Annotated in this window: 16 protein-coding genes and 2 pseudogenes; 13 read left to right on the forward strand and 5 right to left on the reverse strand. The window is 56.8% G+C overall.

Going from position 1 to position 24,842, the window contains the following annotated elements; translation table 11 throughout:
* Nucleotides 1–370: 370 nt before the first annotated feature.
* The 10 genes and pseudogenes from QZ656_RS01645 to QZ656_RS01690 form a co-directional block, all read left to right on the forward strand.
* Nucleotides 371–1,156 carry an ABC transporter permease gene (locus QZ656_RS01645; RefSeq protein WP_291991745.1) on the forward strand — a complete coding sequence of 262 codons (786 nt, stop codon included), beginning with the start codon at nucleotides 371–373 and terminating at the stop codon, nucleotides 1,154–1,156.
* The gene (locus QZ656_RS01650) at nucleotides 1,153–1,821 is read left to right on the forward strand and encodes an ABC transporter ATP-binding protein (protein ID WP_291991746.1); all 669 of its coding nucleotides are present in this window, start codon (nucleotides 1,153–1,155) and stop codon (nucleotides 1,819–1,821) included. Before QZ656_RS01645 ends, QZ656_RS01650 begins: the two co-directional genes overlap by 4 nt.
* Complete coding sequence (locus QZ656_RS01655; RefSeq protein WP_291991747.1) at nucleotides 1,815–2,963, forward strand: chain-length determining protein; 1,149 nt, start codon at nucleotides 1,815–1,817, stop codon at nucleotides 2,961–2,963. Before QZ656_RS01650 ends, QZ656_RS01655 begins: the two co-directional genes overlap by 7 nt.
* Before the next feature lie 5 nt (nucleotides 2,964–2,968).
* Entirely contained in the window at nucleotides 2,969–4,786 is a 1,818-nt protein-coding gene (locus tag QZ656_RS01660; protein ID WP_291991748.1) for a polysaccharide biosynthesis/export family protein, read from the forward strand.
* Nucleotides 4,787–4,970: 184 nt separating this feature from the next.
* Nucleotides 4,971–7,061 carry a hypothetical protein gene (locus QZ656_RS01665; RefSeq protein WP_291991749.1) on the forward strand — a complete coding sequence of 697 codons (2,091 nt, stop codon included), beginning with the start codon at nucleotides 4,971–4,973 and terminating at the stop codon, nucleotides 7,059–7,061.
* On the forward strand, nucleotides 7,052–9,832 hold the full coding sequence (locus QZ656_RS01670) for a hypothetical protein (RefSeq protein ID WP_291991750.1): 2,781 nt from the start codon (nucleotides 7,052–7,054) through the stop codon (nucleotides 9,830–9,832). The genes QZ656_RS01665 and QZ656_RS01670 overlap by 10 nt, the downstream gene beginning before the upstream one ends.
* Nucleotides 9,833–10,047: 215 nt before the next feature.
* Nucleotides 10,048–11,325 (forward strand): methyltransferase FkbM, encoded by a 1,278-nt coding sequence (locus QZ656_RS01675; RefSeq protein ID WP_291991751.1) that lies wholly within the window; start codon nucleotides 10,048–10,050, stop codon nucleotides 11,323–11,325.
* Between the two features lie 519 nt (nucleotides 11,326–11,844).
* Complete coding sequence (locus tag QZ656_RS01680) at nucleotides 11,845–14,085, forward strand: glycosyltransferase (RefSeq protein ID WP_291991752.1); 2,241 nt, start codon at nucleotides 11,845–11,847, stop codon at nucleotides 14,083–14,085.
* A 12-nt stretch (nucleotides 14,086–14,097) separates the two neighbouring features.
* Complete coding sequence (locus QZ656_RS01685) at nucleotides 14,098–15,303, forward strand: glycosyltransferase family A protein (RefSeq protein WP_291991753.1); 1,206 nt, start codon at nucleotides 14,098–14,100, stop codon at nucleotides 15,301–15,303.
* Nucleotides 15,304–15,457: 154 nt separating this feature from the next.
* Nucleotides 15,458–15,724: pseudogene (locus tag QZ656_RS01690) on the forward strand (IS3 family transposase); the annotation flags it as partial.
* An 88-nt stretch (nucleotides 15,725–15,812) separates the two neighbouring features.
* On the opposite strand, the gene QZ656_RS01695 reads toward QZ656_RS01690, so the two are convergent.
* Both QZ656_RS01695 and QZ656_RS01700 read right to left on the reverse strand, forming a co-directional pair.
* On the reverse strand, nucleotides 15,813–17,066 hold the full coding sequence (locus QZ656_RS01695; protein ID WP_291991754.1) for an ISL3 family transposase: 1,254 nt from the start codon (nucleotides 17,064–17,066) through the stop codon (nucleotides 15,813–15,815).
* A 212-nt stretch (nucleotides 17,067–17,278) separates the two neighbouring features.
* A pseudogene (locus QZ656_RS01700) lies at nucleotides 17,279–17,608 on the reverse strand (ISAs1 family transposase); the annotation flags it as partial.
* A 526-nt stretch (nucleotides 17,609–18,134) separates the two neighbouring features.
* On the opposite strand from QZ656_RS01700, the gene QZ656_RS01705 reads away from it, so the two are divergent.
* Nucleotides 18,135–18,968, forward strand: coding sequence for an alginate lyase family protein (locus tag QZ656_RS01705; RefSeq protein WP_291991755.1), 834 nt, complete (start codon nucleotides 18,135–18,137; stop codon nucleotides 18,966–18,968).
* A gap of 43 nt (nucleotides 18,969–19,011) precedes the next feature.
* Here QZ656_RS01705 and QZ656_RS01710 read toward each other — a convergent pair whose 3' ends face one another.
* The 3 genes from QZ656_RS01710 to istB (QZ656_RS01720) all read right to left on the reverse strand — a co-directional run bounded on the left by QZ656_RS01710 (nucleotide 19,012) and on the right by istB (QZ656_RS01720) (nucleotide 21,633).
* Complete coding sequence (locus tag QZ656_RS01710) at nucleotides 19,012–20,265, reverse strand: transposase (RefSeq protein WP_291991756.1); 1,254 nt, start codon at nucleotides 20,263–20,265, stop codon at nucleotides 19,012–19,014.
* Between the two features lie 258 nt (nucleotides 20,266–20,523).
* Nucleotides 20,524–20,781: a hypothetical protein gene (locus tag QZ656_RS01715; protein WP_291991757.1), complete on the reverse strand. Its 258-nt coding sequence runs from the start codon at nucleotides 20,779–20,781 to the stop codon at nucleotides 20,524–20,526.
* An 87-nt stretch (nucleotides 20,782–20,868) separates the two neighbouring features.
* Nucleotides 20,869–21,633, reverse strand: a complete 765-nt coding sequence (istB, locus tag QZ656_RS01720) for an IS21-like element helper ATPase IstB (RefSeq protein ID WP_291992107.1) — start codon at nucleotides 21,631–21,633, stop codon at nucleotides 20,869–20,871.
* A 383-nt stretch (nucleotides 21,634–22,016) separates the two neighbouring features.
* Here istB (QZ656_RS01720) and istA point away from each other — a divergent pair, with 383 nt between their 5' ends.
* Together istA and istB (QZ656_RS01730) are read left to right on the forward strand one after the other, a co-directional pair.
* Entirely contained in the window at nucleotides 22,017–23,555 is a 1,539-nt protein-coding gene (istA, locus tag QZ656_RS01725; RefSeq protein WP_291991758.1) for an IS21 family transposase, read from the forward strand.
* A 55-nt stretch (nucleotides 23,556–23,610) separates the two neighbouring features.
* Entirely contained in the window at nucleotides 23,611–24,411 is an 801-nt protein-coding gene (istB, locus tag QZ656_RS01730; protein WP_291991759.1) for an IS21-like element helper ATPase IstB, read from the forward strand.
* Nucleotides 24,412–24,842 lie beyond the last annotated feature (431 nt).

Genomic DNA, 24,842 nt, shown 5'->3' on the forward strand with positions numbered 1-24,842 from the left:
TCAGTTGGACGGCCTGCCGCGCGAAGCGAGGGTCGAAGGTCTGCCGTGTTTTGCTCATCAATTGGTCCTCCAAAGGTGGATCGTCCAGCTTTTGATTGACCAACAATCCCCGCGTCGCTAGAATCCGTCGCTTCTCTGACCGGCATCTGCTTGAGCCTGAAGAGCATCTTGGACCACTTCTGGCTCATCGGTTCCCACTCAGCGAAGGCTTCGCGGTGGCTTGCTGGGTAGGAACGGTAGCTCGTTTTTAACGTCTGGCCCCGGGATCTGCATCTAGCAAGAGCGTCGGCGCTTGACGTGATGATGCGCTGATTTTGGGCAGGGGGCTTATCGAAAAGCGCAGTAGCGCCCACCAACTATAACTCGGTCCATGGACAACATTCGCTCGTCAGCTTCGATCACCCTGTCTGTCTGGAACGCGATTTTTCTTCGCGAAGCAGTCAGCCGGGTGTCTGGTGGCAGGGCAGCTTGGGTCTGGCTGCTGGTTGAGCCGGTGGCGCACCTGACGATCCTGATGGTGGTTCTGTCGACTGTTCGTCACGGAATCACGCTGGGTATTGACTTTGCACTGTTCTTGGCGGTGGGTATCCTCGGCTACACTCTCTTCCGAAGTACGGCGCTGCGATCGATGGCTGCCATCTCGGCCAATCGTGCGCTATTTGCTTATCGCCAGGTCAAGCCGGTGGATGTGGTGTTGGTGCGCGCGTTTCTGGAAGGGGTCATTCAATTGTTTGTTGGGCTGATCATGTTCGCAGGGATGTTGTTGGCTGGTTTCGACGTTGTTCCCTACGATCCGCTGACGGTAATGTTGGTTTACGGACTTTTCTGGCTCTTTGGCACCGGGATCGGGCTGATGCTCTCTGTTGGCAGCACTTTGATTCCGGAGCTTGGTAAAGTGGCGAACATCTGCTTTATCCCTTTGTATTTTGTTTCCGGGGTGATGTTTCCTCCTGTGTTGTTGCCGCCTGAAGTACTCGACTGGCTATTGCTTAACCCGATCATGCAAGGAGTGGAGTTGGCCCGTTCGTCTTTCTCTCCCAGCTACACCACGGTGACAGGTCTTGACGTCGGCTATGTCGCGGCTTTTGCCTTTGCTTCGTTTTTCTTTGGCTTGGCGCTGCACGTTCGCTTTGCTCGCCGCCTGCTGATGCAATGATCGTCGTCGAGGACGTTCATAAACGTTACCAAACCGAGCACGGTGTTGGAAAGTGGGTGTTGAAGGGCATTTCTTTTACCATTCCTCCGCGCCTGAGCGTTGGCTTGGTCGGCCGCAATGGCGCCGGCAAGTCGACACTGTTACGTCTGATTGGCGGTGTAGATACGCCGAACCGAGGGCGCATCGAACGTCATTGTCGTGTGTCGTGGCCGATGGGCTTTGGTGGAGGCCTGCAAGGTTCCCTGACGGGTCGGCAGAACGCCAAGTTCGTCTCGCGAATTCACGGTCACGAAGCCGATATCCCCGACCGTCTAGCCTACGTTGCGGACTTTTCAGAGCTCGGAGACGCCTTTGACCAGCCGATCAAAACCTATTCTTCGGGGATGAGATCCCGCTTGCAGTTTGCCCTTTCGCTGGCTTTCGACTTCGACGTCTATATCTCGGATGAGGTGACTGCGGCGGGCGATGCCTCATTCAAAGCGAAGGCCGCAGCGGCTTTCAAGAATATGGCCGATCGCGCGGGATTGATCATGGTGTCGCACGGTGAAGGGACGCTGAAACAATTTTGCTCCGCAGGGATCTGGCTTCATGATGGCCGCGCAGATTGGTTCGACGACATCAACGATGCGTTGAGGGCTTACAAGGAGAGTATCGCCGTATGTTAGACCGTATCCGACAGAGTGCTTTGCCGCGCTTTTTCGGTGGTGTGCATGGACGGTTGGCACCCCATCTGGTTCGCCGGCGCGCTTTGCGAGTTGCTCTGCTGGCGATCCTGATGGCCGCTGTCTACTGGGGCGTCATCGCCTCGGACCGCTACGTCTCCCGGGCCGACGTGGTCGTCGATAGCACCGACATGGCTGCTGGCCAGGCCGGGAATATCGCCTCGCTGTTCTCTGGCGCTCGAAACAATCAAGACTTGAGGTTGATGCGCGAGCATCTCCTTTCCGTGGACATGATGGAGAAGCTTGAGGCGAAGCTTCAATTACGAGCGCATTACAGCGACTGGAAGCACGATCCTCTCTCGCGGATGTGGTTTGAGGACGCTTCCCAGGAGTTTTTTTATCGCCACTACCTGTCGCGTGTCAGTATTGAGGTGGACGAAGCGGTGGGTGTGTTGCGAATCAAGGTGCAGGCCTACACGCCCGAGAAGGCGCAAGCTATTGACAGCGCACTGGTGGAGCAGGGCGAGCGCTTCATGAATGATATTGGCCATCGCCTGGCACGCGATCAGGTCGATTTTCTCGAGAAACAAGTAGCTGAAATCGGCGAACGCGTGCTCAAGGCCAGAGGCGAAGTGGTCGATTTCCAGAATGCCAAAGGTTTTATTTCTCCACAGGCCGCGGCTGAAACCCTTAGTGGCATCATTGCCCGACTGGACGGCGAGCTTGCCCAGCTTGAGGCAAGCCGAGAAGCGATGCTCGGCTACTTGAGTCCGAAGGCGCCTGACGTCGCCCAGATCGAGCTACAAATTGCCGCCATCAAAGGCCAGGTGCGGACCGAGAAAGCCCGGCTGACCTCGCCAAGCGGTGGCGCACTCAACCGGACGGTAGAAGAATACCAGCGCCTTGAAATGCAGACGGTCTTTGCTCAAGACGTATACAAGACTGCGCTGACAGCACTTGAAAAGGGACGCATCGATGCCGCACGAAACCTGAAGAAGGTTTCCATCGTGCAAAGCCCGACCTTGCCGCAGTATCCCATCGAGCCGCGCAGAATATACAACGTAGTCGTCTTTGCTCTCTCCGTTCTTGTACTGGCCGGCATAGTGCAGCTGCTCGCCGCCATTATCCGCGACCACCAGGACTGAAACCCATGATGCGGCTGTATGCTCGCTTAACGACCACAAAACTGTTCGCCGCACACGCTCCTGTCCAGCTCAACGCATGGCCGCGTGACTCGTGTGGAGGGTGTTGGTCATGGCTTGTCCTCGCGCTGGCCTGCCTTGTTGGTCTCTCCTGCCCCGCAGTTTTTGCTGCCGATACCGACATCTTTGGTATTGGCACCGCCGCGAATCGCCCCGTTGCGCCGCCCGTGCCCACGGCGCAACAGCTGCCAGCTGTCCCAGCAGCGGTAGTGCCTGATGTCCGGACGATGCCCCCTCAGCTGTTCGACTATTCCTCGAATGTCAGTAGCGACGTCTTTGGGGCCAACCTTTTCAGCGGTGCCTTCGCGCGTGAAGGCGCTACGCAGTTCAATCCTGATTACGCGGTCGCTGTCGGCGACAAGATTCAGGTCCGTTTGTGGGGTGCATTCGAGTTTGATGCGCCATTGACCGTTGATCCCAAGGGCAACATCTTCATCCCGCACGTTGGTCCAGTACACGTATTGGGCGTACGCAATGAGGATCTGCAGCGTGTGGTTACATCGGGCGCTAGTAAGGTTTTCCGTGCCAATGTGTCGAGTTATGCCAGCTTGGCCGCGGCTCAGCCGGTACGTATTTTCGTCAGTGGCTTTGTTAATCGCCCCGGCCTGTACAGTGGTACAAGCATGGACAGCCTGCTGCACTTTGTCGACCAGGCCGGCGGTATCGATCCCGAGCGAGGCTCCTTCCTTAATGTCCAAGTCAAGCGTGGAAACACAACGCGCGCCTCGGTCAGCCTCTACGATTTTTTGCTTGAGGGGCGGATTCCATTAATCCAGCTGTCGGATGGTGACGTCATCTTTGTTGGTGCCCGCCAGCATACCGTGAAAGTGACCGGGCTGGCCGAAAACGCCAAGCGATTCGAATTTGGCAAGCCCAGCTTGACGGTAGCTGAACTAATCAAGCTCGCCAAGCCTTCGCCACTGGCTACGCACGTTCGGGTAGTGCGCAATACGGGGACCGTAAAGAACACCGAATACTTCCCGCTTGCCGATGCGTCAATCGTTTCCCTACGAAATGGCGACGGGCTGGAGTTTACCTCCGACAAGAGGCCTGGCACCATCGCTGTCCGGGTGGAGGGCGAGCACGAGAGCGTTCATGAATACGTGCTACCTTATGGCACCAAGCTGGGCGCACTCGTTAGCCAAGTCAAGTTTTCCGACCGTTCTGACTCGCAGAACTTGCAGCTCTTCCGCCTGAGTGCCAAGGAGCGGCAGCGCGAGGCCCTCAAGACGACGCTCACATTTCTGGAGAATGCCGCCTTGACGGCACGTTCTGGGACCAATGAAGAAGCGAAACTGCGTAAGGAAGAGGCGGATCTGCTTCTCCAGTGGGTAGAGCGCGGCAAGAAGATTGAGCCATCTGGGCAGGTATATATCGCCCAGGCAGCTGATCGCGACCTACTGCTACTAGAGGATGGCGACTTGCTCCGGGTCCCGACCAAGGATGGTCTGGTGCTGGTAGGTGGTGAGGTCATTTTTCCGAATACGATTGCCTACGACCCGTCTCAGAAACTTGCTGACTATATCCAGAACGCGGGTGGTTACACTCAGAACGCCGACGCCTCACGAGTAGTCGTTGCCCACCGGGATGGCAGCTTTGACGAGGCCAAGGGCGGTTTTTTTGGCAGTGGCGAGCCTACTGTACGCCCGGGGGACCGGATCATGGTGCTGCCGAAGATTGACGTGAAGTCTCGCCAAATATTCAGGGACGTGGTCGAGGCCTTGTTCCGGATTGCCGTCATTGTGGGGGTGGCGAATAATTTCTAGGACGTCTTGACGATGGAGCATTGATTCTATCGTGCTGACTATAATGGCAGAAGATCGGTGTGAGCTTGAATGTCTTGTTCCGAGAACGGTTGGCGACCATACCGTCAGAATCGGAAAACGAACGTGTTGCATCGGCCGTCGTCGCACGACGTGGTGTTGTTGCCAATAACGGGATCAGATACACATGAAGCTGGTAATCGCTACAGGTTGTCCTTGCACCGGTTGGGAACTGGTTGTTCCCACTTTGATCGACGCCGGGCTCGAAGCTGCGGTCGATGCTGTTTCCGTGTGGCAGGATCGACTATTGGCATCCAGTAGGGTCGAGGATCCGCTGCAATTACGGCAGTCCCTGCAGCCGGATATGGCAATGCAGGAAGAGCTTGCATCGCTGCTGACGGACGATCAATCCGACTCAGAGCGCCTAGTAGTCAACCGCTGCCCGTGGCTGCTCGACTTCTGGGTCGCCCGCTTTCCGGACGCGCAGTTCCTGCTGTTTTTTACGCGAGCTGAGACAGCCCTGGCACAGGCTTTGATGTGCGGCATTGATCCAATCCGTTTTATTAAGGACTGGGAGGCCAACACTCGTCATTTGATCCGCTTTCAGCGCCGTTATCGTCAGCGCGCTTTCCTGCTGAGTGCTGAGGCGGCTAACGAGAACCCACATAGGTTGGTCGATATCGCTCGAACAATCGGGCTTTCTCTGAGCGCCTCGACGGAGTTACTAAGCCGGGAAGTGTCGGCGGTCCGAGAGACGGAGCGTTTTCTGGCACAGCGTTTAATCGCTGGCAATCGCTTCATAAGTGCTCTGGAAATTGAGTTGGACGCGAGAGCGCAGCCATTAGGAGACCTGCTGCCTCAAGCCTCAGAAGTGGCCCTAGACGATTTGCTAAAATGCTATTTTCAGACGCGGCAAGATCGTCAACAGCTTCGGTCGGAATTGCACCATGTGTATAGCGATTTTGAGCGCTTGGCGTTGGAGAATAAAACGGTCGAGGGGATCCATAAAGGGATCTGCGCGCAGTTGGAGGCGTTCAAAGCCCGCGCGATGCAGTTGGAGCAGGCTTGTGAAGAACTGGAAGGCTCCAATCTGGCGCTGGATTTGAGCAGGCGGGAAGTGCTTGAAGATAATGGTCTTCTGCTCAGACAACTGCATGAGGTGCAGGAAGAACTAGAGAGGGTATTCTTGGAGAAGCAACAGCTGGGGCAGGCGCAAGCGGCGACGGGCGTGGAATTGCAGAAAGCCCATGCGCGGATGGTGCTGGTCGAGAATGCTCGGCAAGAGGGGGAGGTTAGCAAGCAGGCGCTGGAAGCCGACAACCGAAAAATTCTGGAAGAGAATGATCTACTGATCAGGCAATTGCACGAGGTTCAGGAAGAGCTCGAGAAGGTATTCTTGGAGAATCAACAGCTTGGCCAAGAACAAACGGCGACGGGTGTGGAGTTGCAGAAGGCCCATGTGCGGATGGTGCTGGTTGAGAATGCTCGGCAAGAGGGGGAAGTTAGCAAGCAGTCGCTGGAAGCCGACAACCGAAAAATTCTGGAAGAGAATGATCTACTGATCAGGCAATTGCACGAGGTACAGGAAGAACTCGAGAAGGTATTCTTGGAGAAGCAACAGCTTGGGCAGGCACAAACGGCGACGGGTGTGGAGTTGCAGAAGGTCCAGGCGCGGATGGTAGAGCTCGAGAACGCTCGTGAAGAACTGGAAGGGAGTAATCAGTCGCTTGAAACGAATGGGAAGCAACTTCTGGGAGAGAAGGAATTGCTCCTCATACAACTTCATCAAGTTCAGGAAGAGCTTGAGTTCTACTTCCTAAAATATCAGGAAACTCTGACTCTTCAAAACCCGGTATCCGAGGAGAAGTCCTCAGAAGCGGAGGGCGCCACCGAGCGAGCACCCGAGGCACAACTAAAAGCGCAGGAGAAGAATGCCACTGCGTGGACAAACCAAAAACTCATACGTACACTTGTCCAACCGTTCAAGCGTGCGGACAGAGGGAAAGAGAAGCTTCGCAGACAGGTTGAGGTGCTCAATCAATCCGGGCTGTTTGACCAGAGGTGGTATCTGTCGGAATATCCCGATGTTGCCTCCGCCAGGGTTGATCCCGCAGAACACTATCTCCGCTTTGGCGCTGGCGAAGGTCGCAATCCATCTCCTAGGTTTGACACTATGTACTATCTTCAATCCAATCCGGACGTCGCTGCAGCTGGCGTTAACCCGCTCCTCCACTACATCGAATTCGGCATTTCGGAAGGAAGGCAAGCATGCGGCTAGAAAATCAAGCTCTTATGAACCGCGTGGAAAATGGATCAACCGCATCGGAGTGGGAGACGCATCAGGTGGTTGATGCCGTTGTGCATCTTGGCTCTGGCCAATGTAGCGAACTTGATGCCTATCTGCTCTTACAGCCGAAAAGGATCGTCTTGGTTGAGGCTGACGCGCTAGTCGCCGCAGCCTTGCGGGTGCGGACGGCTGATCTGCCCAATGTGGAGGTGATATGCAATGCCGTTGCTGGCATCGCAGGCCCGGCCGTTCTTCATCGTTACAGTCTGCCCGAAACCAGCAGCCTTCACCCGGCCACTGGCCTATTGCAGCTCTTGCCGGGGCTGAAACCTCTGGACGAAATTCCGATTGAAGCGGTTGCTCCCGCTATCTTGCTCGAACCGCTGCAGTTGACGGTTCAAGAGAACAATCTGCTCGTTATTGACCTGCCCAGCGAAGAGCTGCCCGTTTTGCGGGCGTTGTGGGAAGCGACACAATTGCAACTGTTTAGCCAAGTGCAACTGCGTTGTGGCCGTGAGCCCCTTTACGAAGGCGCTGAGCCCGCAACACGCATAGTGCGGTGGTTGGGCGAACATGGCTACGACTTATTGTCGGAAGATGACAGCCAGGAGCACGAGTACCCGTGCTGGACACTTCAGCGCAATACCTTGCAAGTCGCCAACCTAGCGATGGGGCAACAGTTGGCCGGTTTAGAGGCGCAGTTGAAGCAGTTAGACCAGAACAACGATGAGCAAGCAGTGGCGCTCGCCGAGCAGAAGGCCCAACTGGAACAAGTCAACCAGGCGAAAGCGGCCCAGGAAAAGCTCGCTGCCGAACGGCAGGTGCAGATTCAGCAGCTCACCCAGGCGCGGGACGAGCAGGCCAAGCTGACCGGCGAGCGTCAGGCTCAACTAGACAAGCTGCAGCAGGAGCGTGACGCCGCGACCAAGCAGGTCGCCGAGCAGAAGGCCCAACTGGAACAAGCCAACCAGGCGAAAGCGGCCCAGGAGAAGCTCGCTGGCGAACGGCAGGTGCAGATTCAGCAGCTCACCCAGGCGCGGGACGAGCAGGCCAAGCTGACCGGCGAGCGTCAGGCTCAACTAGACAAGCTGCAGCAGGAGCGTGACGCCGCGACCAAGCAGGTCGCCGAGCAGAAGGCCCAACTGGAACAAGCCAACCAGGCGAAAGCGGCCCAGGAGAAGCTCGCTGGCGAACGGCAGGTGCAGATTCAGCAGCTCACCCAGGCGCGGGACGAGCAGGCCAAGCTGACCGGCGAGCGTCAGGCTCAACTAGACAAGCTGCAGCAGGAGCGTGACGCCGCGACCAAGCAGGTCGCCGAGCAGAAGGCCCAACTGGAACAAGCCATCCAGGCGAAAGCGGCCCAGGAAAAGCTCGCTGCCGACCGGCAAGTGCAGATTCAGCAGCTCACTCAGGCTCGCGACGCGGCGACCAAGCAAGTCACCGAGCAGAAAGCCCAACTAGAGCAAGCCAACCAGGCGAAAGCGGCCCAGGAGAAGCTCGCTGGCGAACGGCAGGTGCAGATTCAGCAGCTCACCCAGGCGCGGGACGAGCAGGCCAAGCTGACCGGCGAGCGTCAGGCTCAACTAGACAAGCTGCAGCAGGAGCGTGACGCCGCGACCAAGCAGGTCGCCGAGCAGAAGGCCCAACTGGAACAAGCCAACCAGGCGAAAGCGGCCCAGGAGAAGCTCGCTGGCGAACGGCAGGTGCAGATTCAGCAGCTCACCCAGGCGCGGGACGAGCAGGCCAAGCTGACCGGCGAGCGTCAGGCTCAACTAGACAAGCTGCAGCAGGAGCGTGACGCCGCGACCAAGCAGGTCGCCGAGCAGAAGGCCCAACTGGAACAAGCCAACCAGGCGAAAGCGGCCCAGGAGAAGCTCGCTGGCGAACGGCAGGTGCAGATTCAGCAGCTCACCCAGGCGCGGGACGAGCAGGCCAAGCTGACCGGCGAGCGTCAGGCTCAACTAGACAAGCTGCAGCAGGAGCGTGACGCCGCGACCAAGCAGGTCGCCGAGCAGAAGGCCCAACTGGAACAAGCCATCCAGGCGAAAGCGGCCCAGGAAAAGCTCGCTGCCGACCGGCAAGTGCAGATTCAGCAGCTCACTCAGGCTCGCGACGCGGCGACCAAGCAAGTCACCGAGCAGAAAGCCCAACTAGAGCAAGCCAACCAGGCGAAAGCGGCCCAGGAGAAGCTCGCTGGCGAACGGCAGGTGCAGATTCAGCAGCTCACCCAGGCGCGGGACGAGCAGGCCAAGCTGACCGGCGAGCGTCAGGCTCAACTAGACAAGCTGCAGCAGGAGCGTGACGCCGCGACCAAGCAGGTCGCCGAGCAGAAGGCCCAACTGGAACAAGCCATCCAGGCGAAAGCGGCCCAGGAAAAGCTCGCTGCCGACCGGCAAGTGCAGATTCAGCAGCTCACTCAGGCTCGCGACGCGGCGACCAAGCAAGTCACCGAGCAGAAAGCCCAACTGGAACAAGCCAACGAGGCGAAAGCGGCCCAGGAAAAGCTCGCTGCCGAACGGCAGGTGCAGATTCAACAGAAGGCAGAGTCTCAGGAAGAACAGAACAAGCTGATCGAGGCGAAACAGGCCGAAATGAACACGCTACAGGCATCTCTGCGGGATGAAAAAGTGCGCGGTGGCCAACTGGAGGCCAAGCTAACCGCGATGGAAGCATGCCAGTGCCTTCTAAGAGAAGAAATGTCTCGGGCTGAAGGCCAAATCGAGCTGATCAAGGATCTGCTCTTGCGCGATGGGGGCTTATGATCAAGTCAAGCAAGCACATGACAGCGCTAGTAGAACGGAAAAACAAGAGTAAAGGAAAGAAGCGGGGGAAAGGACCAGGACACCAGATGTTGTCGACGCCTCTAGTTGCACCCACGGCCGTACATTTGGATCATCCCCCACTTGCAGGGTCTCTCACGGAAAGCCTTGGTGCGATACCGACCGAGTCGAACTTTGTCCCATACGACGAGAATCTGTTGGGACGTGCTCGCACTCAATGGCAATTTGGCGACTGGGATAGCCTTGCTAAGCTTGACTTCAACATGCTGCAGCATCATCCAGACCGCGCCAAACTAGCCTTGCTTGCTGCTGCCGGCCAGCAGCAACAGGGCGATACGGATGTCGCCCGGCAGTTCCTTCATCTGGCACAAGACTGGGGATGCGGCAAGCGTTTGATTGGCCAGATAATGGTTGCCGGTGTCTACAACAGCTTGGGTCGCGCCGCCGCAGCGGGAAATGATACGACACGCATGCTACACCATTTTGAAATGGCCATAGCAACGGGCGCACCAAGTGCCGATGTTCGGCTGATTACACCGGCACGCATCCGCCAACAGCTTGCGCAGCTTGGCTTGCTGGGTGAGAAATGCGAGCCTCAAGCAGTGGGCTCAAATACCGCCTTGCCGGGGGCGGCTGCATCGATCGGTCAGTCGCGGCAGACGATGAGCGAGCACCTCAAGGTACAAAGCGCTGCCATTGCCGAGCAAATGAAGAAGCAAGGTGCCGATGTCGCCAACCTAAGCAAGGCGCTTGAGAGGACGTTCAGGAAGGAAATTCTCAATGCTACGAAGCAGATCGAAGCCTTCATCAGTTTGCAAAGCTACATGAACGGCGGCGATTTATCGCCGGATATGCATGGTTGGCCAATCAGTCCCGATTTTGCTGTTTATCTTATTGAGTTGCTCGAAACGAACGACTATGACCTGATAATTGAGTTTGGCTCGGGTACGTCCACTGTTCTCATCGCCAAAACTCTCGCCAAGATCGCCGCTCGTCGTCAAGGCGGGCTTCCGGCGCAGCAGGTTGCATTTGAGCACCTCAATGAGTATCAGCGAAAGACCGTATCTGCTCTTCAAAAAGCGGGCTTTGCTGATTCGGTGCAATTAGAGCTTTCCCCACTGGAGCCTTTTGCCGCTGACAATGGCAAAATCTATTCTTATTACTCGTGCTGTGACGTCATCGCTCAACTTGCGCTGCGTTTTCTGCGGGATGGCTTACGGGTGCTCGTGATGGTTGATGGACCACCAGGTTCGACCGGGAAGCACGCGCGTTACCCTGCGCTACCCTTGGTGCACTCGCATTTTGTTGGCGCGCAGGTTGACGTGTTGCTTGACGATTACATCCGCGACGATGAGAGAGAAGTCGCGCAGCTCTGGCTAAAAGATATTGAACGTTGGGGCCTGATTGGATGTTTGATCGAGGAAACGATGGAAAAAGATGCATGTTTGCTAACTATTAGGAGTCAGTCGGCTTAGATTGGCAAGATATCTGGAGACGGTCTGCGCCTTCTGTTTTCGTCGCCGCGCGCTATGGCGGTGATTTTGCACTGACGGACATTTTTCTGAGACTCGTTTGATATGAAAGTGACTAATTCGTATAGCGCTTTGCCGGGTTTAGGTCGTTTCGTGTGGAAAGGACCCGGTGAAGCGTATACCCCTGAGCCGATCCCTGCGTGTGCCCCACCTCTAGCCCGCCACCGAGGGGTGGGAAAGCCCTCTCCGGTGGACGAGTTCTGGCGCTGGCCGCGAAAAGCCGCAACGAGCCCCAAGGCATTGATCTTATTAGCATTGCGGACTCAGGTTCGCTTCGCTAGGCTACGCCCGCCCTTGAAAGCGCCCTCAACGCTTACGACGCCGCGTCTCTCGGTTGGCGCGGGTGCATGGTGGCCGAAGAATGCTGACACCCGTTCCACACGAAATGGCCTAGGGCAAAAGATGCGCGTGGGTGTCATCATTACAAAATAAAAACATTATATATACATGGTGGAGTTAAAAATGTTGGACGGGCTACAAACGGCAAGGGCGTGGGCATTATACGAGGCTGGTGACTATGAGAAATCTCTCAGAGCATACGAAGCACTAAAATTCGCTACAAATTCATCCGCCTATGACTACAATATTTCGATGATACGCGCTTTGGTGGAATTTGGTGGCGCGGATGACGATCCATACGATTGGGGCCGTGTAGTTAAAAGTGGCCTGGGGGTTGATAACATATATGTTTGCAACCTTAAACGCAGAAAAGATCGGCGTTTAAGAATTTCCCGAGAGCTTAATCGAAGTGGGCTTCATTTTGAGATAGTAGATGGTGTAGATGCCAAGTTTGACCGAACGGCTAACAAGTTATATGAGGATTTTAAAACGCGACCGTTGGCAGATGGTTTGCGTTCAACGGCCCACTTGTCGGTAGAGCAAAGGCGTAGTCATAAAAGATCAATAACGCTAGGGGCAATGGGCTATCTGTTATCACAAAAAAAAATATTCGAGGATGCTAATAGTAAAAGATATAAACGAATTCTTATATTAGACGACGATGTTTTTTTCGTAAGCAATGTTGGAAATCGCCTCAAAAATGCTTTAGCAAAAATGCCGCCATGGAAGATGCTGTTGCTCGGTTCTTCAGAGTATTCCAATAGAACGTCTTCGGAGTTCGGCGACAATGCACGTTGCATCGAAGCTAATGGCTTTTATAAGCCAGTTCCTGGGAAAACATGCGGATCCTTTGCGGTTGTCTACGATGAATCTATATACCAATGTATCATTGATTTAATATCCGAGTATGACGGTACGTATGATAATTGCGTCCTTGGTGCAGTTTACTCTTTGTATCCGAACGAATGCTTTGTTATTGATCCATCAATCGTCATTCCAGATGTCTCAGAAAGCAATATTAGAGATGCTGGTCGTGACATTGTTTCCCATGGGAAACGGATGGCTTGGGATATCAGCAACTATGAGCGGTTTGCTAGGCCGTTAACTGTATCGATAATATTAAGTGACTTCAGCAAGTTGGCAAGCTTGAGGTCTCTCGATCCGCGGCCGGCAATTGATATTTGCATTAGGGTCTTCTATCTAACAAATGATGGATTGAGACCAATAATCCCAGGGCACACTTTTATTCCTGCCGATGACCGCCCTGTTGTTAGTATAATTGAAAGTGAAGAAGAGTTTTTAGCAGCAATTGAACGATACCGCATTCCTTTTTCCGATTTTATATTTAACTGGCCGTCGTATCGATCCATCACCGAGGAGTCCATTCGGGATGTCTGTATAGTGGGAGTAGAGAGTGTCGATGCTCGGTTGAAGTTTGGTGTCATTGATGGGGTAAGTTTTATGAGAGAGGCAGGGGTTAAGGCGCGCCCTGGGATGCACAGCATTATTATCCCTAGCTTTAGACGAGCGGAAGAGGTTTGGCCATCTGTTAAGTCTGCTTTAAATCAGGACTTCGAAGATCTGGAAGTTATTCTGGTAAATGATAACCCACTGAATGTCGACTTCGAAGAGAAAATGCGGGAATTTGTTTCGGATTTCTCAAAAGCAGATAGTCATGGCGATGCGCATGCTTCGGTTGTGATTATAAATCACTCAGTCAATCGAAATGCATCTGCTGCTCGAAATACTGGATTTTACAGATCGTCTGGCGAGTATGTGTCTTTTTTGGATGACGATGATTTGTATGACGCAAATAGAATATCGGTGATAAACAAGGCTCTTGCGGGCTCGTTGGATGGGGTTGGTGCCTGTTACTGTGGTTACCAGGGCAAGTGGAATGGCGAGAGAGATGAGTCGCGATTTAGAAATGGAGATTTGACCGATTCGGTAATTGCTCTGGATTATTCTTCCCATTATATGTGCACTAACACTGTTACCTATAAGCGCGCATGTTTCTCCGGCTTGGGTGGTTTTAATGAGTCTTATCTGCGTCATCAAGATATAGAGCTAGTACTGCGGTTTTTCGAGCGATACGAAATGTCGTCAGTAAATAGCTATTGCGTTCACAATAGGCCGGTGGCGGTTTCAGAAACATTTAAAGCAGATGTTTATAAGTTGATGAAACTTAAAGTGTCGTTTTTTTATGATTTTTCTTATCTATTAAAAAACAAGGGCCGTGACTATATTGAAAGAGTGTTGTCAGCACACGCGACTGATGTCCTAAAGCGTTGCAGGGATGGGAAAGACCATCATCAAGATTTAGTAATCGGGGCGTTCAGAGAGTTGATTAGGGTCAACAATTAGGCTATGGATAGAGTGTTCAATAGAGAAGTTCTTGCGGCCAGACGCCATCCTTCGCTTGCCAGTGTTCAGTATTTTGAAGTGCTCCGAAGAATCAAAACAGAATTTGGAGATAAGTATTATTTTTATTTTACTAATCATGGCGTGCTAACGAACATTGAAGAGCATGGATGGAAGCACGCGAACTCCGGGAGTCCATCTGCGATGCTTAAGCACGGAGGGCGCCTTTTTCGAGATAGAGAGTCTGTTTCCAGTTTGTTTCTCGAGACCAGATCTTCGGAAGCGGCGGTTCTGCTTGTTGCTTTTGCCAATTATTACTTGGCAAGAGGGTCGGTGACAGGATATCTGCGGTTTATAAATGAATATTTGACCTACCGCAATATCTCAGGAATCTCTTTTGTCGATCTGAAAAGTGGCGACATTCCAACATTTAGGAATTGGGTTTCTACTATTTGCAAGAAGGAGGTTGGTCTTCTGCCAACAGATGGAAAGCCAAAAGTTTCGATAATAATGCCCGCGTTTAATAATGGGAGCACAATTAGATGGTCTATTTTGTCAATTGTAAATCAGTCGTTCGCGGACTGGGAGTTGTTGGTGGTCGACGATGCCAGTACAGATAATACGGCGATTGTTGTTTCAGATCTTGCCAAATCCGATAAGCGCATATCCCTAATACAGAACAGTGCTAACATTGGCACTTATCTATCGAGAAATCGGGCGTTAAGGGTTGCTTTAGGAGAGTATGTTACCGTCCTTGATGCAGACGATTTCGCCGTTGCAAACAGATTGGAATTGCAGTATAAGCAGGTAAGGTTAGCTGCGTCTCCAGGGCACATCGGGGGCTATGTCAGAATGAATGAAGATTGTTATTTAACAGATTTTAGAAAAGCCTCTCAGTGGTCGTACGATGGAGTCACGCATCGTTGCTTGGCGTCTATTTTTTTAAATAGAGAGTTCTTGTTGAATCGTCTTGGGCGGTGGGACGCTGTTAGGTTCGGAGGAGATGCTGAATTATATGCAAGAGCATTAAAGATTGATTCGGATACTTTTGTTGAGAGCAGGGCCCCGCTTATAATTGCATTGAATAGGTGCGTCTCGTTGACCAATAGTCCGGGGTCTGAACTTGGGTCCGCTGCACGCCAAGCATATATTGACCATTTCAGTCGTTGGCACGAAAGTGCTCATCAATCCGAATTGAGGCTTCCTGAAATTGCGCATTAGGAAAACATTGGTGTGGTCGCAACATATCGCCGTGGGAGAAGTCGCTTTTGAATCCTGCGCGAGACCCGCGATGAAACCGATCAGTTTTTATCAATCGGAGGTTGAGCGTAAGAAGCGGCTGACGCGGGGTTTATGTAGCTTGGTGTGGAACCGACCGGAATTCCCGGCACGGGGTTTCGAGAGCATCGACCAGGCACGCCTCTGGGGCAGCGACTTCGTGCGCTGGTACAACACGGAGCACCGCCCTAGCGGCATTCGCTATGTCACTCCAGAGCAACGTCATGCCGGCGATGACGAGGCACTCTTGGCGGCCCGTCATTTGCTCTACCAAGCCGCGCGTGCGAAGAATCCGGCGCGCTGGAGTCAACAGACTCGGAACTGGTCGCCCATCGTTGCCGTGACGCTCAACCCGGAACGGGATGGCGTCGTCGCCGCTGTCGCGACTACCAGCAGGAGTATGCCATTGGCAGCATGGACTCAGGCGACAACTATCTTGACATTTACCGGGTTTAGGTCGTTTCGTGTGGAACGGGCAATAAAGGGGCGAAGGGCGAGGCGGGCAAATGAGTGAGCTTTCCGGCGATGAGGTAGGCCATGTCGATGAAGTTTTCGACGCGGCGATAGCCACGCGCTCGTGCGCGCGCCTCCTGGAGGGATCGATTCATCGCTTCGACGCGGCCGTTGTGTTTGCCGGCGTTAAAACCGTTGAGTACGCCAGGAAGATGCTTGGTGATCGTCCGGCCGAGGCGCTTGAAGGGTTCGAGTCGGCAGCGGCTGGCCCAGCTGAGCCAGCGCTTGAGCAGGGGCTCGGCCTCGTCAGGTGTCGTGGCGGTGGCGTAGACGGAGCGCAGCGCCTTCTTGATCCGCCAGGCCCGTGCGGTCTTGAGGTTCGAGCGTTGCAACCAGCGCATGGTCTCGGTTTGTTTGACGGTCCAGTCGGCGGGCTTCTTGTGCAGGCCCCAGCGGGTGCCCTTCAGTTCGGGTTTGCTCTTGACCTCTGCCCGTCGCACCTCGTCCAGCGCCGTGCTGCTCAGAGCAACGACGTGGAAGCGGTCAAAGCAGACCTCGGCTGCGGGAAAGTGCTCGGCGGCGCCGGCCTGGAACGAGCCGCTCATGTCCATGCTGACATGGCTGATCGCGGTCGGCTCGCCACCATGCTCGGTAAGGTCGCTGGCGAACTTCCCGAGCGTGCCCTTGTCCCGGCCCGCCGTCGCAAACAGCAAGCGTTGCTCGTCAAGATCATAAAAAACAGAGATGTACGTCTGGCCGCGCTTACTGGCAGTCTCGTCGACGCCGATCGCACGGACCCCGGCATGACTTTCCTGGGCGCGCGCTTTGCCGACATGATGATTGATCACGCGCCACAGCCTGCGACTGCGCACGCGCAGCAGTCGGCCGGCCGCCAGGACCGACATGGTCGGCGCCAGCATCAGCGTCAAAGCCTCAAACAGCAGGGTGAAGCGACTGCCTTCACGCGCCCAGGGTACGGCGATCTGCGTCACCTTGCCGCAACCGGCACAGGCCACGCGCGGCACCTCGGCATGCAGATTGGCTTCGTACTGGAAAAAAGCCAGATGGCGCCACGAGCGCGGCAGGCGGTCGTGGAGCGGCTGCGCCGCCGCACCGCAAGCCGGGCAAGCATGAATGGCGGCGCCAAACCGGACCTGGAAATCGATCCGTCCGGACTCTGGCTTGAAGATGACTTCTTCTACCTGCCAAGGAGCAACGAGGCCCAGAGCCTGGGTGAACAGCGTTTCGATCATGAGGAAGCGGCCGCGAGAGGAAAGGCCGCCATTGTCCTCCATGCCGAGGGCGGCAGACTGCCTTCCTCGGCCCGGAGGAAGCGTAAGCGAGCGGGCAGCGATGTAAAGGGTTCGGCTGCGCCCGGACTGCGTCCGCCCTTGACATCGCCGCCCCCTCAAACCGCCAAAACCAGCGCCCGTTCCACACGAAACGACAAAGAGCCCATTTACCGCGACCCACGCACCGTCTTGCCATCAAAGGCAACGCTGCCTTTCAAGGTGCCAACCACCTCAGCGACCCAGGGGCGAAACGCCACCTCAAATTGCTTCGGGTCCAGCGCTCGGAAGATCCTCAGAAACGTCTTCTCGGAGAGGACGCCGTTCTTGAGCGGCAGAAACTGACGCAGCCAGTCCTCCTTCTTATACGCCCAATAGGCGATGTCTTCGACGGTGTCACAATCGGAGAGCACGGCGGCCATGGCAATCACCAAAATCTCCACAAAGTCATGCAGCGTCCCATTGCTGGGTTTGCGCGGGTCGTCTACTTCCCTCAAGCAGCACATCAGGCTGGCTCCTTTCGTCACACTCATTGCGGTTGCACAAAAGACGAGAGTAGACCTGATTTCAGTGGGGTTTACAAGCTCTTGTCATAAGCCTATGAATGTTAAAGATTTTTCACTTCACCGATGCAGAGGGAAACGTCATGCTATGCGAGTGCCGAGGCCCTGCTCCCCAGATGAAGCAGATTTGTTTTTCTCAAGTTGAGTTCGAACGGAAGAAGCGACGTACACGACGCGAGGTGTTCCGTCTCCCTCGGGGTCATGACTTAGACTCCTTGAAAACAAGGCTTTCTATGACCGAGGTTCGCACTTCTTGGATTCGCCTGTGAGGCCCTTGTACACCATCGTTATGTCGTCCCTGCGCGTTCTGGCCTGCTCGCTTGCGGTACTGTGTTCGTCTGCTCTTGCTCGAATTGAATGCCCGGCTACATCCCCTCCCGTACGTGACGTCGCAAGCGTGAACATATACGGCGAACGTGGGCTGAGAGCTAACATTGATAGGCTACGTTCCCGAGAACGTGAGTTTTTGATGAAGCCCATTAATGAGTTTATGCAGCAAACAGCCACACAAGCGACTAGCTATGTAGACAGAGGTGACCGTGCCGCAGCGCGTTGTGCAGTGGGCGCATTGCGTAGCTGGGCCGTTGGGGAGGCCCTTCTCGGCGGGCTCACGAACGAGGCGGCCAACAAGGAGGTGATATGGAATACGGCGGGCTTGGCGTTGGCCTACCTTCGGGTGAAGGCGCAAGCGTTGCCTGCGGAGCGTGCCGATATCGAAGTCTGGCTTACGGCGTTGGCGCGGCGTGTTACCTCCCGCTATGGCGGAGTAGCGGGACAAAACAATGTCTTTTCTTGGGTAGGTCTGGTCGCTGCAGCTGTTGCCGCTGCGACAGACGATCAAGTACTCTGGCAGGAGTCGGAGCGTATTCACGAGGCTGCACTCAGGACTATCGATGCTCAAGGCATTCTACCGATTGAGTTGCAACGAGGGCGACGCGCGCTGGCTTACCATAACTTTGCGCTCGTCCCTCTTATGGTTACCGGCGAGTTGCGTCGGCGAGCCGGGCGGGAAGTGTCGGCTTCCGGGACCGAGGCGTTGGAACGTTTGGTGCGATTCACTGGCGCAATGATGAAAGACTCCTCCTTGTTGGCGGACTTGGCTGGTTCTACTCAAGATGACCCTGGTACGCGGAACTATGGCGTCTGGTCTTACATTGCGTTGGTTCGATTTCCCGGAGTTAAAATAGATATGCGCGTCGGTCCGGAACCGCCATTCGATCGCTGGCTAGGCGGAAACGCTAGGTTTTTTATCGAAGATGCTAATGGCAGCGATCCGGGCAATTCTTCACGACTCCTCAAGTAAGTGTTTCTACGCTTAACGAATAAGGCAACGGTGTCCGGCTTCCTCACAGGTATGCCAACAACAATGGCCGCAGCTGGGCCTCATAAAGCGCCTGCGAGGCCGGTTTGTGAAGACAGTGCTTGAAGAACCGCAGGACTTGGCGGCTCACCTTGGACGTGTAGCGGAATACTGGAGTGGTCCAGTCGGGGCGATCGGTTCCGTCGGTCGCGGAGGTCTGGCGCCGGTCCTGCTTGCGCAATGCTTTCCTGTCCTCGATTCCGTGCTGACCCATTTTACGGTGCAAGAGCAGGGCCACCAGGAGGCTGGTGACAATCGCCAGGCGGACCTGATTCTCGATGGCTGCGACACTGGCACCCCAGGCCTTGGCCTGGCTGAAGTCGTTCTTCCAGGTGTCAAAACACTTCTCCTCCTCCCAGCGGCGCGAGTAGAGGAAAGCGATGAGGCCGGGTTCGAGCTTGAACTCGTTGGTCAAAAACTCCACGAGATGCCCACGCCGGCTGCGGAAGGTGATCAAGCGCCAGTCTTGCCGGGAACTGCGCAGGGTGATGCGCAGATCCTTGAGCACGCCTTCGTTGGCCGGCACGTCCGCCACCGGCAAGGGCTCGGTAGAATCGATGCACAGGTTGGTTTTCATGCGCGTGATCAGGGTCACGCCCAAGCGCTTTTTCCGGCTATCCCAGAACGCCGCGTCGATGAAAGCGCGGTCGACCAGCCACAGGGCATCCTTGTGACGGGTCATGGCCTGCTCGGACTGGTCGTAGTCGCGCAACAGTGTTATCTCGTGGCGACTGCGGGTATCGACATAGACATCGGCCGGACAGCCCAAGCGCACGTCGTAGAAGCTCAGCAGCGCGTGTCCCTTGGGATTGTCCTCGCCGCCCTGGCGGGGCGTGCACCGGCCGTAGTGGGCGCTTTCGCTCTGATACGTCCCATCCATTGCGTAAACTGGGCGTCCTTGCAGGGTAGGGAATTGCGCCAGACGATCCGGCAGCGCCGCCCGGGCCTCGGTGAGCAACGGCGCCGTCGCCACCTGCAAGACCGCGCGGCGGCGGCGCGAGGACAGCGCGTCCGACCAGGTGGAACGTGCCAGCGGGACGCGTTGCGCCGTCCCCGGCTCCCAATGCAGCAGCGACTGCACCTGTTCGCGCAGCGTGTGCATGCCTTGCAGGTGGCGCAGTACCCCCAGGCCGATAAAATCCGCCATACTCAATACGCGCGACACCGTGTTGGCACCACGTATCTGCGCCAGGGCATGAGCCACCGGCGCCAACAGTTCTCCCAAGACGGTGTTATTCATGAGGCTATCCATGACTGTGCGCGGCGGCGTGAATTTCGGTGGAAATGGGCGGTTTGAAATTCGTGCCTGTAAAGTGGCCGAGAGAGCGACGATTGGCGGCTCAATCCGGTCGTTCGAGCTATAGATCGTGGTCTTGATGAGGGGATGTTTCGCCCTGGTGGATCTGGCCGAAGGGTTCGAAACGCAACGGGCTAACGGACGCGTGCAATCGCCCGTCGACCGAAATCTACGACGGTCGGCAGCCAGACTGGCGGCGAACTACCGCTTGTTACGCGGTAACGCGAAGTACTGATCGAAGACCTCGTCGCTCATCGCCCGCGTGGTGATCCGATCGGCGTCGAGGATGAGCTTTTCCAGGAAGGCCCGTCTCGTCACGCTGGCGTGGCGAGCCAAGCGAGCCAGAGCGAGGGCCGTCGCGGTCGAGACCCATACCTGCAAGCGGCGTTCGCCGTTTTCCCCGGCGCAGGGTCGCTTGGCACGATAGGCTCGTTGCCTTTCTGCGGAAGTCGTCGCCATGAGCGCTCGTCCGTTACCGCGTAACGCCGACCGGATTGGCACCGGCGAACGACAGGTGCGCGCAGATCGGCCGGCAAATGGTGCCAGTCATGGCTCGATCTGGTCCTTCATGCGATAGCTCTTGCCCTCGATGATGACGGTTTCGGCATGGTGGAGCAGGCGGTCGAGGAGCGCTGAGGTCAGCGTGCTGTCGTGGTTGAAGATTTCCGACCAATGTTTGTAGGCGAGATTGGTCGTGATGACCAAGGCGCCGCGCTCATAGCGTTCGCTGATCACCTGGAAGAGCAGATCGGCGCCATGCTTGTCGATGGGCAGATAGCCGAGCTCGTCGACGACCAGCAGTCGCGGCTGCAGATACTTGCGCAGCTCGCGCTTGAGGCCACCCTGCGCCTGCGCGGCGGAAAGCGAGTTGATGATCTCGACCGCCGTGGTAAACAGGACCGGGTAGCCACACAGACACGCGGTGTGGGCCAGCGCGATACTGAGATGGCTCTTGCCCAGGCCGACATTGGCCATGAAGATCACATTGCCCTTGTCCTCGATGAAACGCAGGCGAAAGAGATTCTGGATCTGCGGCCGGTTGATCTTCGTCGGCCAACTCCACTGGAACTGATCGAGCGTCTTGAGCACCGGCAATCGAGCCAGCCCGATGCGTCGCTGGATGCTGCGATCTTCACGGGCATGCGCCTCCCCTTCGATCAGGCGCGCCAGATACTCGACGTGCGACCACTGCTCGGCGCCCGCTTGCTGCGCCAGGGATTCAAAGTGGTCGCCCAGATGCGACAGTTTGAGGCTCGCCAGTTGGACGCGTAAGGCCTCGCTTGCCGCGGTGCCGGAAGCTTCAGTGCGCATCGCCATGCCCCTCACCTCGACGCTCACGAAACCTGACCCTTTTTCGCTCACTGGAACGGATCCAGGAGATGCGCAGGAGTCGGTCATCTGCGCGATGCCGGCTGTGATCGAATGAGGGTTTGTGGCGGCGCGGCGGCGCGGCGACACGCTCCGTCCGACGGGGATTTTTTTGAGGGTAAATGGATGCTGTTAATTCGCGCCGCTATAAGGCCATTTCGGTGGCGGCGTAATGAGGCCACTGGACTCGCGGCGCAATGAGGCCAGAGCAATCGCGGCGCAATAAGGCCACGTAGAAGGCAAGTAGAGGCGGTTTCGGACTTCCGATTGCGTAACCTCTGGCAATTTTGCCGGGGGCAGGCGCAATGGCTAACAGGAAGTTCGAAATGTACGAAATACGACAAATGATTCAACGCCTGCGACTAGGCGAAAGCAATCGCGCGGTGGCCCGAGCGCAGGGGGTGGGGCGCGACACAGTCGGGCGTGTGCGAGACATCGCCGCGGCTCAGAACTGGCTGGAGGCGACGAACCCGCTGCCGGACGATGCGACGATCGCACGGTACTACCAGACGGCGGGCAAAGGGACGAGCGCCGGTGCGGGCAAGAACCCGACGCACCTGTCTACGGTGGAGCCCTTTCGCGAGAAGGTTCTGGAATGGCATCGCCAGGGCATCGCGGTGAGCAGCATCCGCCAGGCGCTGGCCCGCCAGTACAGCTACGGCGGCAGCGTGCATGCCGTCTATCGCTTTCTGCGCAGCGAAGCCGCCCCGGCCCCGGTGGCCACCGTGATGCTCGACTTTGCCGTCGGCGAACAGGCGCAGGTCGACTTCGGTTCGGGACCGCTGATCACCGATCGCCATTCCGGCGAGGTGTTCAAGACCTGGTTCTTCGTCATGACCTTGTCGTGGAGTCGGCACCAGTACGCCGAGCTGGTGCGCAACCAGAGCGTCGAGACCTGGCTGGCCTGCCACCGGCACGCCTTCGAGTGGTTCAACGGCGTTCCGCGCAAGGTGCGGATCGACAATCCCAAGTGTGCGATCACGCGCGCCTGCTACTACGAGCCGACGGTACAGCGCGCCTACGCCGAACTCGCGCTCGGCTATGCCTTTGTAATCGACCCCTGTCCGGTCGCGGACCCGGCCAAGAAAGGGCGTGTGGAGTCGGGCGTCAAATATGTGAAAGGCAACTTCATGCCGCTGCGCGAGTTTCATGGTCTGGTGCACGCGAATGCACAACTGCATGAATGGATTCAGGGTGAGGCGGGCAATCGCCTGCACGGCAGTACGCGTGAGCGGCCGCTCATGCGCTTCAACGAAACAGAGCAGGCGCTGCTGCAGCCGCTGCCCGCCGTTGCGCCAACGTGCCCGACCTGGGCCAAGGGCAAGCTGCACGGCAACGGCCACGTCCAGCATGCGTACTGCCACTACTCGGCGCCGTTTCGCCTGATCCACCAGACGCTGTGGTTGGAAATCACGCCGGATGTCGTACGCATCTACCACGAGCACGAACTGGTGGCGATCCATCCGCGCCTGTTCAAAGCGGGTACGCGGTCGACCGTCGAGGATCATCTGCCACCCGACGCCCAGGCTTACTTCATGCGCGATCCGCAGTGGTGCTTGACCCAGGCCACGGCGGTCGGGCCGGCCTGTCGGGCGGTCGTCGAGAGCTTGTTCGCCAAGCGTGTGCTCGACCAGCTGCGCGCCGTCCAGGGCTTGCTGCGCCTGGCCGATCAGTTCGGTCGCGGCCGACTCGACGCGGCGTGTAGCCGCGCGCTGAACTTTGGTACGCCGAGCTATCGCACGATCAAGCAGATCCTCAAGACCGGACTCGATCAGCAGCCGGAGTTGATCGACGCGCCGACGCTGGAAGCGCCCTATCTGAGTGGCGGCCACTTCCGCCGCCAGTCCTCCGATCTGTTGCATTGAGCCGCCGCACGGCGCGCCGATCCTTGCTCATCCCTTATCTATCTGGAATCCGCTCATGAATCCCATGCTCCAACTTGAACCCCTGCTCAAGCAACTGCGCCTGTCCGGCATCCTCGACTCGCTCGAAGCGAGAAACCGTCAGGCGATCGAGGCCAAGCTGGCTTACACCGACTTCCTGGCGCTGCTGGTCGAGGACGAAGTCGCCCGTCGTGATCAGCGTCAGTTTACCCAGCGCCTGCGCAAGGCGCAGGTGGTCGGCGACAAGACTCTGGAACGTTTCGATTGCAGCCACAGTCCGTCGGTCAATCACGCCTTGATTGCCGAACTGGCGACCTGTCGTTTCGTCACCGAACATGCGCCGGTGCTGATCGCCGGCCCGACCGGTACCGGCAAGTCTCATCTGGTCCAGTCGCTCTGCCATTGCGCACTGCGCGCCGGCCACGAGGTGCTGTTCATTTCGCACGCCAAGCTACTGGCTCAGCTGCACGCGGCGCGGGCGACCGATTCCTTTGAGCGCAAGCTGCGTCAGCTGGCACGCGTCGATGTCCTGGCCATTGATGACTTCGGGCTGCGTCCCATGCGCTCGCCGCAGGATGAGGATTTCCACGATCTGATCGACGCCCGTTACGAGCGCACAACCACCTTGCTGACGAGCAATTTGCACTTCGGCGAGTGGGGCGCGGCGTTTCCCAACAAGTTGATGGGGGCGGCGACGCTCGACCGTTTGTGCGACCGTGCCTATCAGATCATTCTCGATGGCGAGACCCGGCGCAAACCGCGCCCTATGCCGGAAGCAACGCCGCCCGGCCGGAACACGGCCCGCGACGTGGCCACGTCTTCTCCCGCCACGCGTTAGGACCTCAGCGGCGAGCAAACCCTGGGGCGCTGCCCCAGACCCCGCACTCGCCGTGAGGCAGCCGCCGGGGATAAAAACCCTCCCCGGCAACTGCCATCAGCGTCTGCGACCTCCAGGGTGTCAAGGGGCTTTCGCGGCATAAACGCCAAACAGCCGGCATTTATTCCACGGTCCCCTGGACACCCTTCCGGTCGCCACTTGCCACGTTGCAAGAAGCCTAAAAACGGCGTAAAACCGACCCGTCCGAAACCGCTAAAACAGCCACTTCTCCTGGCCGCATTACGCCGCGATTCGCTGGCCTTAATGTGCCGCAAATTGACAGATGCGCTTGGCGCGTGCGGCAGGGAAGCCTCGGAGCTGGGTCAAGGGCAGGCGGCGGCTTTTTGCAGCCTGGCGAAGCCTCCCTTGACGCAGCGGAGGGGCGCGAGGCT

Source organism: Candidatus Accumulibacter sp. ACC003 (assembly GCF_907163085.1).
Lineage (GTDB): Bacteria > Pseudomonadota > Gammaproteobacteria > Burkholderiales > Rhodocyclaceae > Accumulibacter.

What these genes read in the sequence shown, in the direction of transcription:
- QZ656_RS01645 (WP_291991745.1), top strand. Translation starts at nt 371, where the DNA reads ATGGACAACATTCGCTCGTCAGCTTCGATCACCCTGTCTGTCTGGAAC.
- QZ656_RS01650 (WP_291991746.1), top strand. Translation starts at nt 1,153, where the DNA reads ATGATCGTCGTCGAGGACGTTCATAAACGTTACCAAACCGAGCACGGT.
- QZ656_RS01655 (WP_291991747.1), top strand. Translation starts at nt 1,815, where the DNA reads ATGTTAGACCGTATCCGACAGAGTGCTTTGCCGCGCTTTTTCGGTGGT.
- QZ656_RS01660 (WP_291991748.1), top strand. Translation starts at nt 2,969, where the DNA reads ATGATGCGGCTGTATGCTCGCTTAACGACCACAAAACTGTTCGCCGCA.
- QZ656_RS01665 (WP_291991749.1), top strand. Translation starts at nt 4,971, where the DNA reads ATGAAGCTGGTAATCGCTACAGGTTGTCCTTGCACCGGTTGGGAACTG.
- QZ656_RS01670 (WP_291991750.1), top strand. Translation starts at nt 7,052, where the DNA reads ATGCGGCTAGAAAATCAAGCTCTTATGAACCGCGTGGAAAATGGATCA.
- QZ656_RS01680 (WP_291991752.1), top strand. Translation starts at nt 11,845, where the DNA reads ATGTTGGACGGGCTACAAACGGCAAGGGCGTGGGCATTATACGAGGCT.
- QZ656_RS01695 (WP_291991754.1), bottom strand. Translation starts at nt 17,066, where the DNA reads ATGATCGAAACGCTGTTCACCCAGGCTCTGGGCCTCGTTGCTCCTTGG.
- QZ656_RS01705 (WP_291991755.1), top strand. Translation starts at nt 18,135, where the DNA reads ATGAAGCCCATTAATGAGTTTATGCAGCAAACAGCCACACAAGCGACT.
- QZ656_RS01710 (WP_291991756.1), bottom strand. Translation starts at nt 20,265, where the DNA reads ATGAATAACACCGTCTTGGGAGAACTGTTGGCGCCGGTGGCTCATGCC.
- QZ656_RS01715 (WP_291991757.1), bottom strand. Translation starts at nt 20,781, where the DNA reads ATGGCGACGACTTCCGCAGAAAGGCAACGAGCCTATCGTGCCAAGCGA.
- istB (WP_291992107.1), bottom strand. Translation starts at nt 21,633, where the DNA reads ATGCGCACTGAAGCTTCCGGCACCGCGGCAAGCGAGGCCTTACGCGTC.
- istA (WP_291991758.1), top strand. Translation starts at nt 22,017, where the DNA reads ATGTACGAAATACGACAAATGATTCAACGCCTGCGACTAGGCGAAAGC.
- istB (WP_291991759.1), top strand. Translation starts at nt 23,611, where the DNA reads ATGAATCCCATGCTCCAACTTGAACCCCTGCTCAAGCAACTGCGCCTG.